Source organism: Micromonospora sp. NPDC047707, from assembly GCF_040704235.1.
In the GTDB taxonomy this organism is placed as follows: domain Bacteria; phylum Actinomycetota; class Actinomycetes; order Mycobacteriales; family Micromonosporaceae; genus Micromonospora.
This window is the reverse complement of record NZ_JBEYSU010000005.1, coordinates 133,462-149,065: the sequence shown is the minus strand read 5'-3', so window position 1 is coordinate 149,065 and position 15,604 is coordinate 133,462. Positions and strand designations below refer to the sequence as shown.

Below are 15,604 nucleotides of genomic sequence, written 5' to 3'. Positions count from 1 at the left end.
CCGCCGAATAGGCCGGCCACCCTAACGAAAGCAGCCGCATGAACATCACGAATGTGGGCGATCTGCCCGTGGCGCCACAGTGGTTTCGTTTCACCGATGTAGACGAGCGCACCACCCTCATCGAGGAACCCTACGTCCGTCCCCTGCTCCGGGCGAACGTCTGGCATCTGCGCGGCCGCGAGCGCGACCTGCTCGTCGACTGCGGACTGGGCGTCACCACGCTGGTGCCGCTGCTCCGCGAGCGCTTCGACCGCGAACCCGTGCTGGTCCTCACCCATGCACACCTCGACCACATGGGATCCGCGTACGAATTCAGCCAGGTCTGGGCCCACCCGCTCGAACTCGTCGACGACCCAGCACCGGGTTCCCTGCACGGCCCGGTCCTGGCCGCCCAACTGGGCCTCGACGAAGTCCTGCCACCAGCGCTGCTGACCGCCCGTCCGCACGGCGACTATGACCTCGAGACCTATCGGGTACGCCCCGCGACACGCACCCGCTCGCTGGCCGACGGCGACCTGCTCGACTTGGGCGACCACGCCCTGACGGTCCTGCATCTACCCGGTCACAGCCCTGGCAGCATCGCCCTGTTCGACGAGAGCGACGGCACGCTGTTCAGCGGAGACGTTGTCTATGACGACGTCCTGCTCGACTCCCTGCCCGGCAGCGACACCGAGCACTACGCACGCTCACTGCGAAGGCTACGCAACCTGCCGGTACGCCTCACTCATCCCGGACACGGACACAGCTTCGACCGGCACCGCCTGCATCACCTCATCGACAATCATCTCCACCGTCCACCGTCCACCGTCCACCGTCCACCGTCCACCGTCCACCTCACGCCTCATGACAGCGACTGACGTCGTTCTCGGTTGCAAGCTGCCGGGGTGCCCACGCACCGTCCTCGGCTGAATGCAGCGCTTCATCCTCCGTCGCCACCCGCGGGTAATTGCGCGCCTAACTTCTGATTGCACCTGAGCTCCATACGGAACGCATTTTCTGGGCATGATCGAGTGCACTCAACTCGGCACGTCCGCAAGGGCACCCGAACCGGCGCGACGGGACGCTGCGTAGCGCGCCTCGCGGCATGTGCGGGCGTTACCGCGCAGTGGCCGATGGCGGGAGGTGCGAGTGTGACACTGAGGGCGCGCAGCTGCGTCTCCCGCCGGGTGGATACCAGCATCTCTGACGGGCTGGAATCAGGGGCCACCGAGCAGTTGCTGGCGAGCCGCAGCGAACTCCTCGTCGGTCAACTCGCCGCGTTGATGCTGCCCGACCAGCACCGACAGTTGGGAAATCTGGCCGATGATCGGACGGGCTGCCCCACCGACCGGCGCTGGCGCCGAGTCGCCCAGGTAATGAGTTGCTGGCGCCGAGTCGCCCAGGTAGTGAGTTGCTGGCGCCGAGTCGGCCAGGTAATGAGTAGCTGACGGCGGTGCCAGCTGTCTGACCGGACGGAAGAAGCGGTTGGCTGAGGGTCGCGCGAGCAGCACGACGACGACGATCAGGGCGAGCATCGCGAAGAGGGCAAAGCCGGCGCTGAGGTACTGATAGGCCGCCGGGTACGCGGCCGGCAACCGCTGGACGAACGTGTTAGTTCCGGAGGCGTCACGGCTGAAGGCGGACACGTAGGCGATTCCGCTGAAAGCGGGCGTACCAGCTTGGCCCAGCCCGCAGAAGCTGCACGTCAGGGACAGACCGATCGCGATCCAGGCGATGATGCGGCCCGCGAAGTGCCCCGCACGCACCGAGGCCGCGATACCCAGTAGGACCAGTGCTGCCACGGCGGTGATCAACGCCGCGACGTAGGGCAATGCCGAGACCAATGGCTTGATAGCGTCAAAGGCACGTGGGTCGACCTCGGAGGCGTTCAGTGCCTCGCGCACACGGTCCGGGTATGCAACTGCCCCAGCGGCGACCGCCACCGCGTCTGCGAGATACCCGACGGCCACGACGGTCATCAGAGTCGCTGCAATCGTTACTGACCGCGGCCGTCCACCGACCTCCGCCCGATCCACCATCGGCACTCCCTTCTCAAGGGTTGCCGGTGACGCTAGCAGCGGCCGTCGATGGGACGCGACCCGATCGAACGCCTCGACCACACTCTCATCGGCAGAAGCGGATGCCTGGCACGCCAGCCGTCGTGGACAGTCGGCGTCACGGTCCGTATCCGGCATGCTCAAGGCCCGTGTAACCCATCAACTGAGTCACCGTCGCATCAAGCGGAGTACGACAACCCATCGCGCCCCGGACCGTCCGAACATTCCTCACGGGCACTAGCCTGGACCCATGATCCCCCGTTCCCGCTTCACCGGGCGCGCCGTGGCGTACCAGGTCTTCTACCGGCTGCCGTTGCCGGTGCGGCGCCGCCTGGTCCGGCTGGCCGTGCCGAAGTACATCGTCGGCGCGGTCACCCTGGTCCGCGACGCCGAGGCCGAGGGGGCGGGCCGGCTGCTGCTGCTGCGCCAGCCGCCCGGCAACGGCTGGACGCTGCCGGGCGGGCTGCTGGAGAAACGCGAGATGCCGGTGGTCGGCGCGGCCCGCGAGCTGTACGAGGAGACCGGCATCCGCCTGTCGCCCCGCGACCTGCGCCCGGCGACGCCGAACGCCGTCGTCCACGCCAAGGGCTGGGTGGACGTGGTGTTCACCGCCGAGGTGCCGGCCTCCACCACCACCTTCACGGTCGACGGCGCCGAGGTCTTCGAGGCCGCCTGGCATCCGCTGGACGACCTGCCCCGGCTGACCTGGCCCACCGCCCGCCTGCTCGCCTACTACGACATCGGGCCGCTGGCCGGGCAGTTCCCGCCGCCCGTGCCCGACGTCCGGCCGTGACCCCGGAGGGCGCGCCCGTCTGCGCGGTGGTCCTCGCCGCCGGCGAGGGCACCCGGCTGCGGCCGTTGACCGAGCGCGTCCCCAAGGCGCTGTGCCCGGTGGGGAACGTGCCGCTGCTCGACCGGGCGCTCGCCCGCCTCGCCGGGCTCGACCTGACCGGCCCGGCCCGGGTGGCGGTCAACGCCAGCTACCTCGCCGAGCAGGTCGTCCGCCACGTCGGCGACCGCGCGCACCTCTCGGTGGAGCCCGACGGGCCGCTCGGCACCGCGGGGGGCGTGGCGAACCTCCGCGACTGGATCGACGGGCGGGGCGTCCTGGTGGGCAACGCCGACGCGTACCTCGCCGACCCGACCCGCCCACCCGGGCCGGACATCGCCGCGCTGCTGGGCGGCTGGGACGGCGAGACCGTACGCCTGCTCGGCCAGCCCGCCCCGGACCCGGCCGCGCCGGGCACCTTCGACGGCCACGTCTTCACCGGGTTCTCGCTGCTGCCGTGGCGGCGGGTCCGGGACCTGCCGGTCGAGTTCGGCGACCTCGTCCGGACGGTGTGGCGGCCCGCCGAGGCGGCCGGGGAACTGACCGTCGTCCCCTACCGGGGCACCTTCTACGACACCGGCACCCCCGCCGACTACCTCGCCGCCAACCTGCACGCGGCGGGCGGCGGCACCCTCGTCGACGCCGGTGCCGTGGTGACCGGCCGGTGCCGGGAGGCGGTCGTCGGAGCGGACGCCGTCGTCCGCGGCGACGTCACCCACGCCGTGGTCTGGCCGGGTGCCACGGTGCACCCCGGCGAGCACCTGCGGGACGCCGTCCGTGCGGGTACCGACCTCACCGTCGGCGTCGGCCAGCCGCCCCGCCCGGGAACATCTAGCATGAGCGACGACGCCGACGAACGGAGAACCGTCCCGTGATCACCGCGATCGTGCTGATCGACTGCGCCACCGACTCGATCCCCGAGGTGGCCGAGGCCCTGGCCGCTCTGCCCGGCGTCAGCGAGGTCTACTCGGTGGCCGGGCACGTCGACCTGATCGCGATGGTCCGGGTGCGCGAGTTCGAGCAGATCGCCCAGGTCATCGCCGGGAGCATCTCGAAGGTGCCGGGCGTGCTGAACACGGAGTCCCACATCGCGTTCCGGGCGTACTCCCAGCACGACCTGGAGGAGACGTTCGCGATCGGCCTCGCGGGCGCCGACTGACCACGGAGGCCGGGCCGCCGCGCCCGACACGACGCACGACGGCCGGTCCACCCAGTGGTGGACCGGCCGTCGTACTGCGTACCCCGAAGGTCAGCTCTGGCCCGGAGCCGGCGACTCGGTCGTGCCGCCCGGAGCCGGGGTCTCGGTGCCGGGACCCCCCGGCGCGGTCCCACCCGGGCTCGGGGTGCCGGTGCCGGTGGCCTGCGGGACCGGGATGCCGAGCTGCTCAGCCAGCTGGACCAGTTCGTCGTAGTGCGCCTGCAGCGTCGGCAGCGCCGTCTGCGCCAGCTGGACCACCGCCTGCTCGGAGCCCTGCGAGATCTCCGTCTGGGTGGCCTGGATGGCCTGGACGTGCCCGGTCAGCTGGTTGGTCACCCAGAGCCGGTCGAACTCCTCGCCGCTGGCATTGTTCAGCTGGTCGATGATGTTCTGCTGCTCCGGCGTGGGCTCGTCCGGCAGCTCCACGTCGAACTGGCCGGCGACGTCCTGGACCGACTGGTCCAGCTGGGTGTGGTCGGTCTTGAACATCTCGCCCAGATTCTTGACCTGCTCGTTCTGGCCCTTCTCCTGGGCCAGCTCACCCGCGGTGATCTCGAACAGGTTCACCTGGTGGATCGCCTGCAGGTACTGGGTGTCCTGTTGTGACGGCTGCACCGCGGCCTGGGCGGCCGCGGCGGGTGCGATACCCACCAGCACCAGCGCGGCCAGCAGGCCCAGGCGCTTGATTCCCAACATGCCTTCCCCCCCTTGAGACGTTGGACCGCACGGATACCCGGCTGGCCCGGGTTATTCCTCCGTCTCCGTCGGTGGGAGAAACGCGTAGCGCCCGCCGGACGAATCCGGCGGGCGCCACGAGATGGTACGAGGTGGGTCAGCGGCGTTCGCCGCTGCCGATCTCCTCCCGCTCGGCGCGGGGCTCGACCGGCGGGTGCCCCGGCGAGACCGGCGCCTCGGCCGGCTTCTCGATCGGGTAGAAGAAGCCCCGGATCGCCGGCCCGAGGGCACCGAGCCGGTTCATCTTCTTCGGGACGACCCAGCCGGCGTACTCCAGCGCGCCGTGCCCGTCGTGGTCGGCCGCGCTCAGCGGCTGGTGGACCTCGACGAACCGGCCGTCCGGCAGCCGCCGGATGATGCCGGTCTCGACACCGTGGGCGAGAACCTCCCGGTCGTGCTGCTGGAGACCCAGGCAGACCCGGTAGGTCACGTAGTACGCGATCGGCGGCAGGACGAGCAGACCGATCCGGCCGGCCCAGGTCATCGCGTTCAGGCTGATCTGGAACTTGTCGGCGATGACGTCGTTCGCCCCGGAGAGGGTCAGCACCACGTAGAACGCGACCGCCATGGCACCCACCGCGGTGCGGGCCGGGACGTCCCGGGGCCGCTGCAGCAGGTTGTGGCTCTTACGGTCCTTGAGGTGCCGGGCCTCCAGGAACGGGTAGAGCGTCGACAGGCCCACCAGGATGCCGGGTAGGACGACCGTCGGCCAGAACAGCGGCGGGATCACGTACCCGTCGCCGATCGGGATGGTGATCTCCCAGGCGGGCATGAGTCGGGTGGAGCCGTCGAGGAACATGACGTACCAGTCCGGCTGGCTGGCGGCCGAGACCACCCACGCCTCGTACGGGCCGAACAGCCAGATCGGGTTGATCTGGAACAGACCGCCCATCAGCGCGATCACGCCGAAGACGACCATGAAGAAGCCGCCCTGCTTGATCGCGTACCGCGGGAACATCCGCTCGCCGACCACGTTGCCGTTGGTCCGGCCGGGGCCGGGCCACTGGGTGTGCTTCTGCTTGAAGACCAGGCCCAGGTGGACGCTGATCAGCGCGACCAGCAGACCCGGGATGAGCAGCACGTGCGCGATGTAGAACCGGCTGATGATGATCGTGCCGGGGAACTCACCGCCGAAGATCGACGAGGTGAGCCACGAGCCGATCACCGGGATCGACAGCATGATCGCGGAGGCGATCCGCAGGCCGGTGCCGGAGAGGCCGTCGTCCGGCAGCGAGTAGCCGGTGAAGCCGGCGAGGAAGCCCACCCAGAACAGCAGCGAACCGATGATCCAGTTCGTCTCGCGGGGCTTGCGGAACGCGCCGGTGAAGAAGACGCGCAGCATGTGCACCACGATCGCGGCCATGAACAGCAGGGCCGACCAGTGGTGCATCTGCCGCATGATCAGGCCGCCCCGGACGTCGAACGAGATGTCCAGGCTGGAGGCGTACGCGGCCGACATCGGCGTGCCCCGCAGCGGGGCGTAGCTGCCGTTGTAGACCACCTCGGTCATCGCCGGCTCGAAGAAGAAGGTGAGGAAGACACCGGTCAGCAGCAGGACGATGAACGAGAACAGCGCGATCTCGCCCAGCAGGAAGGACCAGTGGTCCGGGAAGACCTTGTTCAGCAGCCGGCGCAGCGGGGTAGCCACCTGGAAGCGGTCGTCCACCCCCCGGGCGGCGTTGCCCGGGACGGCTGCCATGTCAAACTTTCGCCGCTTCACGGCCGCTCCCAGAAGTCGGGCCCGACGGTCTCGGTGTAGTCGGACTTCGCCACGAAGTAGCCCTCGGCGTCGACCTCGATCGGCAGCTGGGGCAGCCGCCGGCTGGCCGGGCCGAAGATGGGCTTCGCGTTGTCGGTGATGAGGAACTGCGACTGGTGGCACGGGCAGAGCAGCCGGTTGGTCTGCTGCTCGTACAGGCTGGCGGGGCAGCCGGCGTGCGTGCAGATCTTCGAGTACGCGGCGTAGTTGCCCCACATGTAGTCGCCGTGGCCGATCCGCTCGTTGGCGCGGCGGGCCTCCTGCGCGTCGGAGTCACGCAGGTGGATCAGCAGCGCCGGCGAGTCGGCGTGCTTGTTGCTGATGCCGTGGTCGATGCCGGGGAACACGGTGAGCTGGCCGCCGCTGCTGATGTCGGCCGGGCGGACCGGACGGCCGTCCTCGCGGACCAGCCGGATCTTCCCGCCACCCTCCGCCGGCGCGAAGCCGGTGGTGAACATCTGGTTGTTCTTGTGCGGGTCGGAGATCAGGCCACCCACCAGCGGCGCCGCGGCCACCGCGCCGACCGGCGCGAGACCGGCCAGCAGCGAGAGGCCGAGCAGCGGCCGGCGCTTCACGCCCAGCTCGTCGGCCATGTAGAGCATCGTCTGGCCGGTGATGATGCGGTCTTCCTCGGAGCCGGCGCCCTCGTGCCGGTCCTGGATCGACACCTCCTTGGGCAGCAGCTTCTTGCCCCAGGTGAGGATGCCGAAGCCGATGCCGAGCAGGGCGATGCCCAGGGTGACGCCGAGCAGCGGGGTGTACCACTTGTCGCCGCCGCGGCCCGGAGCGTACTCCCACGGCCACCAGATGTAGATGGCCAGGAAGGCCGTCGCGGCGAGGCCGGTCAGCAGGAAGAACGACGCGACCGTGCGGACCAGCCGGCGCTCGGCCTTGCTGCCCGGGACGACCTGCGGCTCGTAGTGGACGATCTCGATGTCGTCCCGCCGGGCGCCCTCCTGCACGATCTCGAACCGGCTGAGCCGGGGTTCGGTCACGTCGAGCGGCTCCCGGCTGGCCGGGATCCGCGGATGCCCGGTCTGGGTGGTGGTCATGCCGTCACCTCGCTACGGACGGTGCCGGCGAGCGACACCAACGCAATCTTATCCACGGGTCGGCCGGTCACGACTTGCCCGCGATCCACAGGCTGGCGAAGACCAGCGCGACGATGCCCACCAGGAAGATCGCCAGGCCCTCGGTCGACGGGCCGTAGCGGCCGAGGTTGAAGCCGCCCGGGTCCTGGTCGTGCTTCAGGGTCTCCTGGATGTAGGCGATGATGTCCGCCTTCTGCTCCGGCGTGATCTGGTTGTCACCGAAGACCGGCATGTTCTGCGGGCCGCTCAGCATGGCCGCGTAGATCTGGCGGTCGGTGGCCGGGTTCAGGCTCGGCGCGTACTTGCCCGAGGAGAGGGCGCCGCCGCCACCACCGAAGGCGTGGCACTGCGAGCAGTTGATCCGGAACAGTTCGCCACCGGCGGCGATGTTCGCGTCCTCGTGGAGGTTGTCACCCGCCGGCACCACCGGGCCGCCGCCGAGTTCCTGGATGTACTGGGCGAGCTGGCGGGTCTCCTCGTCGGTGAAGACCTCCGGCTTGCGCTGCGCCTGGGCCTCCTGCCGGGCCATCGGCATCCGGCCCGTGCTGACCTGGAACTCGACCGAGGCGGCGCCGACGCCGATCAGGCTCGGGCCCCGGCCCTCGACACCCTGCGCGTTGCGACCGTGACAGGTCACACAGCTCACGTCGAACAGTGCCTTGCCCTCCGCGGCGGCGCCGGACAACGGCGTGTCCTGCGCCTGCACGCCGGGGGCGAAGACGGTGTAGGCACCGCCGGCCAGCATCAGCGCGGCCAGCAGCCGGACCGCGGCACCCAGCCGGCGGCGGCCCCTGCTGCGCGCTGCGGGCCGCCCGCGCAGGCGCGCGAGCAGACCGCGTCGGCGGTCGTTGTCAGAAGTCATGACCTGTGTCCTTAACCGGTTGGACCTTGCCTGAGGGGGACGGAGCAGCGGCGCGGTTCGTGACGCGCCAAGATCACTGGAGCCAGTAGATCATGGCGTAGAGCCCGATCCACACGACGTCGACGAAGTGCCAGTAGTACGACACGACGATCGCCGCGGTGGCCTGTGCCGGCGTGAACCGGCCCATGGTGGTGCGGATCATGAAGATGATGAAGGCGACCAGACCGCCGGTCACGTGCAGACCGTGGAAGCCGGTGGTCAGGTAGAACATCGACCCGTAACCGTCTGAGTTGATCTTGATGCCCTCGTGCACCAGCTCGCGGTACTCGTTGACCTGGCCGAGCACGAAGATCAGGCCCATCACGAAGGTGACCGTGAACCAGCGCCGCAGCGCGTGCACGTCGCCCTTCTCGGCGGCGAACACGCCGAGCTGGCAGGTCACCGACGAGAGCACCAGGATCACCGTGAACGTCGTCGCGTACGGGATGTTCAGGTGCGGGGTGTGCTCCGCCCACTGCTCCGGCGCCGCCGCGCGGATGGAGAAGTACATCGCGAACAGCGCCGCGAAGAACATGAGTTCGCTGGAGAGCCACACGATCGTCCCGACGCTGACCATGTTGGGTCGGGTCAGGGAGTGGATCCGGCTCTTGTCAATGGCTGGGGCCGCAGTCACGCGGTCATTATTGCCGTTGACCGGCGCCCGCGATCAGCGGGGTGCCAAACCGGTGGTCCAGGCAGCCCGATCGGGGTGGTCCGGTTCGCCTGACCTAGGCTGAAAAGCGTGCTGCACGTCGATCCGATCTCCACCGCGACCTCGGTCGCCGCACCGGCGGTGACCGTGGTCACCCCGCCGCCGTTCACCGTCACCTCGGTGTTCACCGAGACGCGGCTGGACAGCTGGCTCGCCGTCGGCCTGGTGCTCGCCGCCGGACTCTACCTCTACGGCGTGCACCGGCTGCGGGTCCGCGGCGACCGCTGGCCGGTCGCCCGCACGGTCTTCTTCCTCGGCCCGGGCCTCGGCGGCATCGCGGCGGTGACGGTCAGCGGGCTGCACGCGTACGACACCGCCCTGCTGTCGGTGCACATGGTCCAGCACATGGTCCTGTCCATGATCGCGCCGATCTTCCTCGCGCTCGGCGCACCGATGACGCTGGCCCTGCGGACGCTGCCGATCCGCCCGCGCAAGCGGCTCCTGACGATCGTGCACAGCCGGATCGCCCGCGTCTACAGCTACCCGCTGGTCGCCTTCGCGATCTTCGTGGTGAACCCGTTCGCGCTCTACTTCACGGACCTGTACCGGTACACGCTCGAACACGCCTGGGCGCACGAGCTGGTGCACGCGCACTTCATCCTGACCGGCTGCGTGTTCTTCTGGCCGCTGCTCGGCCTGGACCCGCTGCCGGGCCGCTGGCCGTACCCGGGCCGCGCCCTGCTGATGCTGCTGTCCGTGCCGTTCCACACCGTGCTCGGGCTCACGATCATGCAGTCGACCACGCTCTTCGGCGGCGACTGGTACCCGTCGCTCGGCCTGACCTGGTCGGACCCGTGGGAGGACCAGGTGGTCGCCGGGGGCATCCTCTGGGCCGGTGGCGAGTTCGTCAGCGTCACCATGCTGGCGGTGCTGGTCGTGCAGTGGATGCGCCACGCGGAACGTGAGGCCCGCCGGATCGACCGCGAGCTGGACCGCCAGGAGGCCCGCCAGCGCGCCGCGGAGACCGCGGCCTGAGCCGCGCCGACGCGTACGCCCCGGGCGGGGCGTCGGGTATCTCACACCGACCGGTACGATCGGCGGGCAGCTACGAGGTGGGAGCACGTCAACCATGAGCGATCGTCAGTGCACCGTCCTGCTCTACAGCGACGACCCGCAGGTCCGCGACCGGATGCGGCTCGCCGTCGGCACCCGGCCCGCACCCGGCCTCCAGATCGAGTTCGTCGAGGCGTCGACCTACGCCGAGTGCGTCCGCCTCGTCGACGACTACGAGATCGACCTGATGCTGCTCGACGGTGAGGCGACGCCCGGCGGCGGCATCGGCATCGCCCGCCAGATCAAGGACGACCGGGACGACGCTCCCCCGACCTGCGTGGTGATCGCCCGCGCCGCCGACCGATGGCTCGCGGCGTATGCCGAAGTCGACGCCACCCTGGTGCACCCGCTCGACCCGGTGACCACCGGCACCACGGTGGCCGAGCTGCTGCGGACGCACGCCCCCGCCTGACGTCCCCCACTCCGGCACCACCTCGGCGCCGGACCCGCCGGCGCCGGTTCCCCATCCACCTGGACCGCTCGGGAGGCCCACCATGGGCGAACGGACCTGGCCGCACCTGCTCTCCGCGCTGCTTCGCGGTGAGGAACTCTCCACCGCCGACACCGCCTGGGCGATGGGCGAGATCATGTCCGGGTCCGCCGCCCCGGCCCAGATCGCCGGCTTCGCGGTGGCGCTGCGCGCCAAGGGCGAGACGGCCGCCGAGGTGGCCGGCCTGGTCGAGGCGATGCTGGGGCACGCGGTCCTGGTCCAGCTCCCCGACGAGCTGCGGGCCAGCGCCCTCGACGTGGTGGGCACCGGCGGTGACCTCGCGCACACCGTGAACATCTCCACCATGGCCTCGCTGGTGGTCGCCGGCGCCGGCGTCCGCGTGGTCAAGCACGGCAACCGGGCCGCCTCCTCGTCCTGCGGCACGGCCGACGTCCTGGAGTACCTGGGGCTGCCACTCGACCTCGGCCCGGAGGGCGTGGCCGCCTGCGTCGCCGAGGCCGGCATCGGCTTCTGCTTCGCCGCGCGATTCCACCCGGGCATGCGGCACGCCGGCCCGGTCCGGCGCGAGCTGGGCGTCCCGACCGCCTTCAACTTCCTCGGCCCGCTCACCAACCCGGCGCGGCCCCGGGCCGCCGCGGTCGGCTGCTTCGACGCCCGGATGGCCCCGGTGATGGCGGACGTCTTCGCGGCCCGTGGCGACTCGGTGCTCCTCATGCGGGGCGAGGACGGGCTGGACGAGTTCACCACCGCCGCGCCCACCCGGGTCTGGGCGGCCCAGGGCGGCACGGTCCGGGAGGCGCTGCTGGACGCCGCCGACCTGGGCCTGCCCCGGGCCACGCTGGCCGACCTGCGTGGCGGCGACGCCGCGTACAACGCCGGCGTGGTGCGCCGCCTGCTCGCCGGGGAGACCGGCCCGGTACGCGACGCGGTGCTGGTCAACGCGGCGGCCGCGCTGGCCACGCAGGGCCCGCTCGACGGGGACCTGACCGAGGCGCTGCGCGCCGGCCTGGCCCGTGCCGCCGAGTCGATCGACTCGGGCGCCGCCGCCCGCGTCCTGGACCGCTGGATCGAGGTCGCCCGGTCCCGCTGACCGCCGCCCCGCTGCCCCACCCCGGCCGGCGCTGCCCCACCCCGGGCCGCTCGCCGGGCAAGACCCGCTCCATGCCGCCGGCATCGCGCCTTCCGCCGGCCAGGACCCGCGATGGCGGCGGCATCGAGTCGGTCATGAGCCCGGGTGGGTGGCGCACGGAGGAATGTCGGGGGTGCGTGGAAAACTACAGGCGAGTAGTTCTCCGCCCGTCGCCCGTCGACGGAGCCGCAGCGAGAGGAGCCGGCCGTGTCGACCCGCGAGATGCAGTGCGACGCGTGTGAGGGCGGGCAGCCGTTCGAGGTCCCGCCCTGCGTCGACGGTCACGGCAGCGACTGTCCCGAGCTGATCTGCACCGGCTGCGGGGCGGCCGTGCTCATCGCCACGTTCGCCTTCCCCGCGCCCCGCCTGGCGACCCGCCGACGGCAGCCCGGCGTCCACCGCCGCGCCGCCTGACCCGCGCAAGCCGACGCCGCCCCGCCGCCCAACCACCTCCCCCGCCCGCCACAGACGCAGGCCGCCCACGGCCACCCTGGCGAGTGCGGGACCGGCGCGGTGCCGCACCCGAACGATTCGATCGACCCACCTCGCGCCGGTGCGGGGACGGCGTAGCGCGAGCCGCATGCGCAGAGGCCCGCTTCCCCGGAGGGAGGCGGGCCTTCACGTGCGTTACGGGTGGCGGCTCAGTGCTCGGCGGTGCGCCGGGTGCCGCTGTAGTACTCGAAGAGCAGGCCGCAGGCGGCGAAGACGACCGCCACCAGACCGACGCCCAGCAGCCAGAACTGCCAGAACACCAGGCCCAGACCGGCGATCGACGCGGACAGCGCCAAGCCGAACGGCCAGTAGCTGCCCGGGCTGAAGAAGCCGACCTCGCCCGCGCCCTCGGCGATCTCCGCGTCCGGCCGGTCCTCCGGACGCAGGTCGATCCGGCGGGACACGAACCAGAAGAAGCCACCGCACATCGCGCAGAGCAGGAAGCTCAGCAGCAGGCCGACGGTGCCGACCCACTCGACCCGACCGGCGTCCGCGGCGGTCCAGCCGCCGTAGAGGAACGTGGCGAAGAGCAGGAACCCGGCGATGATCAGGAAGAGCTTCCACTCGGTCTTCATGCCTGCCCCCTCAGTTGCCCGCGCCGGCGGACGCGTTGTCCGGGTTGAAGTTCGCCTGCGTACGCCGGGTCTCGAACGGCCGGGTGGTCTCCGCGTACGGCTTCTCGCCGATGGCGGTCAGCGCCTCCTGCGTCGACCGGCCGGCCTGCTTGGCGGCGAGGAACTGGTCGTACTGCTCCGGGGAGACGACGCGCAGCTCGAAGTTCATGAAGGCGTGGTAGCTGCCGCACAGCTCGGCGCAGCGGCCCACGTACGCGCCCTCCTCCTCGAACTTGGAGACCTCGAAGACGTTGCGGATCTCGCCCGGGAAGACGTCCCGCTTGAACAGCATCTCCGGCACCCAGAAGGAGTGGATGACGTCGCGGCTGGTCTCCTCGAAGCGGATGGACCGGTCGGTCGGCAGCACGAGGATCGGGATGACCTCACTGGTGCCGAGGACCGAGGCCACGGTGTTGGCCTCCGGGCCCTGCCCGTCGCGGTAGTTGAACTGCCAGTTCCACTTGAAGGCGACCACCTCGACGACCACGTCGGGGTTCTTCGTCGTCTTCACCACGTTCGTCTGGACGATCGCCGTGTAGTAGAAGAGCACGGACACGATCAGGATCGGCGCGATGGTGTAGAGGAACTCCATCGGCATGTTGTAGCGGGTCTGCACCGGCAGCTCGTTGCCCCGCTTCCGGTAGCGCACCACGCACCAGAAGATGAGGCCCCACACGAACACGCCGACCGCGAGCGCCGCGATGCACGACGCGATCCACAGGTCGTACATCCGGTGCGCCTCGGGCGTGATGCCGCCCTGCGGCCAGCCGAAGCCGTCGAACGCGGCGCCGACGTCGCAGCCCGTGAGCAGGACCAGCAGCGCCGCTCCGCCGAGACCGAGCCCGGCGAGCCGACCGGCACCCCGCGCCCGGCGCCCACCGGCTCCCGGGGAAGCGCTGCGTCGTACGGCCGACGGCCGTACCTCCGAACTCCTTGCGACCACCTGGTCCTGCCTCCCTAGCGCGCCGCGGTGTGTGTCTTGTCTGCCGGTCTCCGCCGGGCGGAGCGACAGCACCGGCGGCAAAGGCGTCACCGACGGTCGCAGATTACTCGACCATGACGGGCTGGACCGTGTTGGGGTCGCTCTCCGCCCCCATCGGGGAGATCACGGGCCGGCCGGCGCGATAGCGTGAACTTCCGTGAGCGCGAGGAGCGAGCCGGGGTCGCGAGCCCCGCAGTCGGGAACGTGGGTGGCGCCGTGAGCGCTTCCCCGGTCTACCTGGACGCGGCGACCGCCGCGCCGCTGCACCCGGTGGCCCGGCAGGCACTGCTGGCCGCGCTCGACGACGGCTGGGCCGACCCGGGACGCCTGTACACGCAGGCCCGGCGGGCCCGCCAGCTCCTCGATGCCGCCCGCGAGGCGACCGCGGCCACGCTCGGTGTCCGACCCGACGAGTTGTCCTTCACCCCCAGCGGCACGGCGGCCGCGCACTCCGCCGTGCTCGGCGGCCTCACCGGGCGGCGCCGGGTCGGCGCCACCCTGGTGCACTCCGCGATCGAGCACTCGGCGGTGCTGCACGCCGCCGAGAAGCACGTGGCCGGCGGCGGTACGGCGACACCCGTGCCGGTGGACCGGCTGGGCCGGGTGGACGTCGACGCCTGGTCGACGGCGGTCCGTGAGCCCGGCGTGGCGCTCGCCGCGCTGATCGCCGCCAGTCACGAGGTTGGCACGGTGCAGCCGGTCGGTGTGGCGGCCGACGCCTGCGCGGCGGCCGGGGTCCCGCTCTACGTCGACGCCGCCCAGGTGGTGGGCCGCGCTCCCGTTCCAAAGGGTTGGTCGGTGCTGACCGCGAGCGCCCACAAGTGGGGCGGGCCGCCCGGCGTCGGGCTGCTGGTCGTCCGCAAGGGCACCCGCTGGGAGTCGCCGTGGCCCGCCGACGAGCGCGAGTCGGGGCGTACGCCCGGGGTGTTGAACCTGCCGGCGGTCGTGGCGGCGGCGGCGAGCCTGCGCGTGGCGGCGGCCGACGCGGCGGCGGAGGCGGCCCGGCTCGCGCCCCTGGTGGACCGGATCCGGGCGCGGGTGGCGGCGGAGGTGCCGGACGTCGAGGTGGTGGGTGATCCGGATCACCGGCTCCCCCACCTGGTGACGTTCTCCTGCCTGTACGTCGACGGCGAGGCGTTGCTGCACGCGCTGGACCGGCGCGGCTTCGCCGTCTCCTCCGGCTCCTCCTGCACGTCGTCGACGTTGCGCCCGTCGCACGTGCTGGAGGCGATGGGTGTGCTGTCGCACGGCAACGTACGGGTCTCGCTGCACCGGGAGACCACCGAGGCGGACGTGGAGCGTTTCCTCGCCGAGCTGCCGGGGATCGTGGCGGGGCTGCGCGCCGAGGCGGGGGTGGTGGGGCTGTGACGCTGCCGGAGGAGGTGCTCGACTGCCGGGGGCAGCGCTGCCCGCTGCCGGTGATCGCCGTGGCCCGGCGCCTGCCCGACCTACCGGTCGGCACGGTGGTCCGGGTGCTGGCGGACGACCCGGCGGCCGCGGTGGACATCCCGGCCTGGTGCCGCATGCGCGGCCAGGAGTTCGTGGGCCGGCTCGACGGCCCGGACGGCCCGGCGTACGACGTCCGCCGCCGCCACTGACCCGCCCCGCCTCCGGCCGGGCCG

General features: G+C 71.4%; 18 protein-coding genes. 10 read left to right on the top strand and 8 right to left on the bottom strand.

Annotation, left to right across the window (positions count from 1 at the left end; all coding sequences use genetic code 11):
* Positions 1–38: 38 nt before the first annotated feature.
* The gene (locus tag AB0873_RS07730; RefSeq protein WP_366598905.1) at positions 39–857 is read left to right on the top strand and encodes an MBL fold metallo-hydrolase; all 819 of its coding nucleotides are present in this window, start codon (positions 39–41) and stop codon (positions 855–857) included.
* A gap of 339 nt (positions 858–1,196) precedes the next feature.
* Here AB0873_RS07730 and AB0873_RS07725 read toward each other — a convergent pair whose 3' ends face one another.
* Complete coding sequence (locus AB0873_RS07725; protein ID WP_366598904.1) at positions 1,197–1,883, bottom strand: SHOCT domain-containing protein; 687 nt, start codon at positions 1,881–1,883, stop codon at positions 1,197–1,199.
* Positions 1,884–2,286: 403 nt separating this feature from the next.
* Here AB0873_RS07725 and AB0873_RS07720 point away from each other — a divergent pair, with 403 nt between their 5' ends.
* The 3 genes from AB0873_RS07720 to AB0873_RS07710 are packed head-to-tail and all read left to right on the top strand — an operon-like array spanning position 2,287 to position 4,024.
* Positions 2,287–2,829, top strand: coding sequence for an NUDIX domain-containing protein (locus AB0873_RS07720; protein WP_366598903.1), 543 nt, complete (start codon positions 2,287–2,289; stop codon positions 2,827–2,829).
* Positions 2,826–3,740: a sugar phosphate nucleotidyltransferase gene (locus tag AB0873_RS07715; protein ID WP_366598902.1), complete on the top strand. Its 915-nt coding sequence runs from the start codon at positions 2,826–2,828 to the stop codon at positions 3,738–3,740. The genes AB0873_RS07720 and AB0873_RS07715 overlap by 4 nt, the downstream gene beginning before the upstream one ends.
* A complete protein-coding gene (locus AB0873_RS07710) occupies positions 3,737–4,024 on the top strand; it encodes an Lrp/AsnC ligand binding domain-containing protein (RefSeq protein ID WP_155331016.1) in 288 nt (95 codons plus the stop codon). The genes AB0873_RS07715 and AB0873_RS07710 overlap by 4 nt, the downstream gene beginning before the upstream one ends.
* A gap of 90 nt (positions 4,025–4,114) precedes the next feature.
* Here AB0873_RS07710 and AB0873_RS07705 read toward each other — a convergent pair whose 3' ends face one another.
* From AB0873_RS07705 to AB0873_RS07685, 5 genes are all read right to left on the bottom strand, one after another.
* Positions 4,115–4,759, bottom strand: coding sequence for a DUF4142 domain-containing protein (locus AB0873_RS07705; RefSeq protein WP_366598901.1), 645 nt, complete (start codon positions 4,757–4,759; stop codon positions 4,115–4,117).
* 136 nt (positions 4,760–4,895) lie between these two features.
* Positions 4,896–6,518, bottom strand: a complete 1,623-nt coding sequence (locus tag AB0873_RS07700) for a ubiquinol-cytochrome c reductase cytochrome b subunit (RefSeq protein ID WP_155331014.1) — start codon at positions 6,516–6,518, stop codon at positions 4,896–4,898.
* A complete protein-coding gene (locus AB0873_RS07695; protein WP_155331013.1) occupies positions 6,515–7,609 on the bottom strand; it encodes a ubiquinol-cytochrome c reductase iron-sulfur subunit in 1,095 nt (364 codons plus the stop codon). The genes AB0873_RS07700 and AB0873_RS07695 overlap by 4 nt, the downstream gene beginning before the upstream one ends.
* A 67-nt stretch (positions 7,610–7,676) precedes the next feature.
* Positions 7,677–8,510, bottom strand: coding sequence for a cytochrome c (locus tag AB0873_RS07690; RefSeq protein ID WP_155331012.1), 834 nt, complete (start codon positions 8,508–8,510; stop codon positions 7,677–7,679).
* 73 nt (positions 8,511–8,583) lie between these two features.
* Positions 8,584–9,183 carry a heme-copper oxidase subunit III gene (locus AB0873_RS07685; RefSeq protein ID WP_155331011.1) on the bottom strand — a complete coding sequence of 200 codons (600 nt, stop codon included), beginning with the start codon at positions 9,181–9,183 and terminating at the stop codon, positions 8,584–8,586.
* Positions 9,184–9,291: 108 nt separating this feature from the next.
* Here AB0873_RS07685 and AB0873_RS07680 point away from each other — a divergent pair, with 108 nt between their 5' ends.
* The 4 genes from AB0873_RS07680 (at position 9,292) to AB0873_RS07665 (ending at position 12,308) form a co-directional block, all read left to right on the top strand.
* Complete coding sequence (locus AB0873_RS07680; protein WP_366598900.1) at positions 9,292–10,236, top strand: cytochrome c oxidase assembly protein; 945 nt, start codon at positions 9,292–9,294, stop codon at positions 10,234–10,236.
* A gap of 94 nt (positions 10,237–10,330) precedes the next feature.
* The gene (locus AB0873_RS07675; protein ID WP_155331009.1) at positions 10,331–10,726 is read left to right on the top strand and encodes a hypothetical protein; all 396 of its coding nucleotides are present in this window, start codon (positions 10,331–10,333) and stop codon (positions 10,724–10,726) included.
* 82 nt (positions 10,727–10,808) lie between these two features.
* Complete coding sequence (gene trpD / locus AB0873_RS07670) at positions 10,809–11,855, top strand: anthranilate phosphoribosyltransferase (RefSeq protein WP_366598899.1); 1,047 nt, start codon at positions 10,809–10,811, stop codon at positions 11,853–11,855.
* A 246-nt stretch (positions 11,856–12,101) separates the two neighbouring features.
* Entirely contained in the window at positions 12,102–12,308 is a 207-nt protein-coding gene (locus AB0873_RS07665; RefSeq protein WP_366598898.1) for a hypothetical protein, read from the top strand.
* Between the two features lie 227 nt (positions 12,309–12,535).
* On the opposite strand, the gene AB0873_RS07660 is transcribed toward AB0873_RS07665, so the two are convergent.
* Together AB0873_RS07660 and coxB are read right to left on the bottom strand one after the other, a co-directional pair.
* Complete coding sequence (locus AB0873_RS07660) at positions 12,536–12,961, bottom strand: cytochrome c oxidase subunit 4 (RefSeq protein ID WP_366598897.1); 426 nt, start codon at positions 12,959–12,961, stop codon at positions 12,536–12,538.
* A 10-nt stretch (positions 12,962–12,971) separates the two neighbouring features.
* Positions 12,972–13,943, bottom strand: coding sequence for a cytochrome c oxidase subunit II (gene coxB / locus AB0873_RS07655; protein WP_366598896.1), 972 nt, complete (start codon positions 13,941–13,943; stop codon positions 12,972–12,974).
* Positions 13,944–14,198: 255 nt separating this feature from the next.
* On the opposite strand from coxB, the gene AB0873_RS07650 reads away from it, so the two are divergent.
* Both AB0873_RS07650 and AB0873_RS07645 read left to right on the top strand, forming a co-directional pair.
* Positions 14,199–15,350, top strand: a complete 1,152-nt coding sequence (locus AB0873_RS07650) for an aminotransferase class V-fold PLP-dependent enzyme (RefSeq protein WP_366598895.1) — start codon at positions 14,199–14,201, stop codon at positions 15,348–15,350.
* On the top strand, positions 15,347–15,580 hold the full coding sequence (locus tag AB0873_RS07645; RefSeq protein WP_155331003.1) for a sulfurtransferase TusA family protein: 234 nt from the start codon (positions 15,347–15,349) through the stop codon (positions 15,578–15,580). Before AB0873_RS07650 ends, AB0873_RS07645 begins: the two co-directional genes overlap by 4 nt.
* Positions 15,581–15,604: the final 24 nt, after the last annotated feature.

Coding starts and splice junctions, on each gene's coding strand:
- AB0873_RS07720 (WP_366598903.1), top strand. CDS start 2,287: ATGATCCCCCGTTCCCGCTTCACCGGGCGCGCCGTGGCGTACCAGGTC.
- AB0873_RS07675 (WP_155331009.1), top strand. CDS start 10,331: ATGAGCGATCGTCAGTGCACCGTCCTGCTCTACAGCGACGACCCGCAG.
- AB0873_RS07705 (WP_366598901.1), bottom strand. CDS start 4,759: ATGTTGGGAATCAAGCGCCTGGGCCTGCTGGCCGCGCTGGTGCTGGTG.
- AB0873_RS07695 (WP_155331013.1), bottom strand. CDS start 7,609: ATGACCACCACCCAGACCGGGCATCCGCGGATCCCGGCCAGCCGGGAG.
- AB0873_RS07730 (WP_366598905.1), top strand. CDS start 39: ATGAACATCACGAATGTGGGCGATCTGCCCGTGGCGCCACAGTGGTTT.
- AB0873_RS07660 (WP_366598897.1), bottom strand. CDS start 12,961: ATGAAGACCGAGTGGAAGCTCTTCCTGATCATCGCCGGGTTCCTGCTC.
- AB0873_RS07690 (WP_155331012.1), bottom strand. CDS start 8,510: ATGACTTCTGACAACGACCGCCGACGCGGTCTGCTCGCGCGCCTGCGC.
- trpD (WP_366598899.1), top strand. CDS start 10,809: ATGGGCGAACGGACCTGGCCGCACCTGCTCTCCGCGCTGCTTCGCGGT.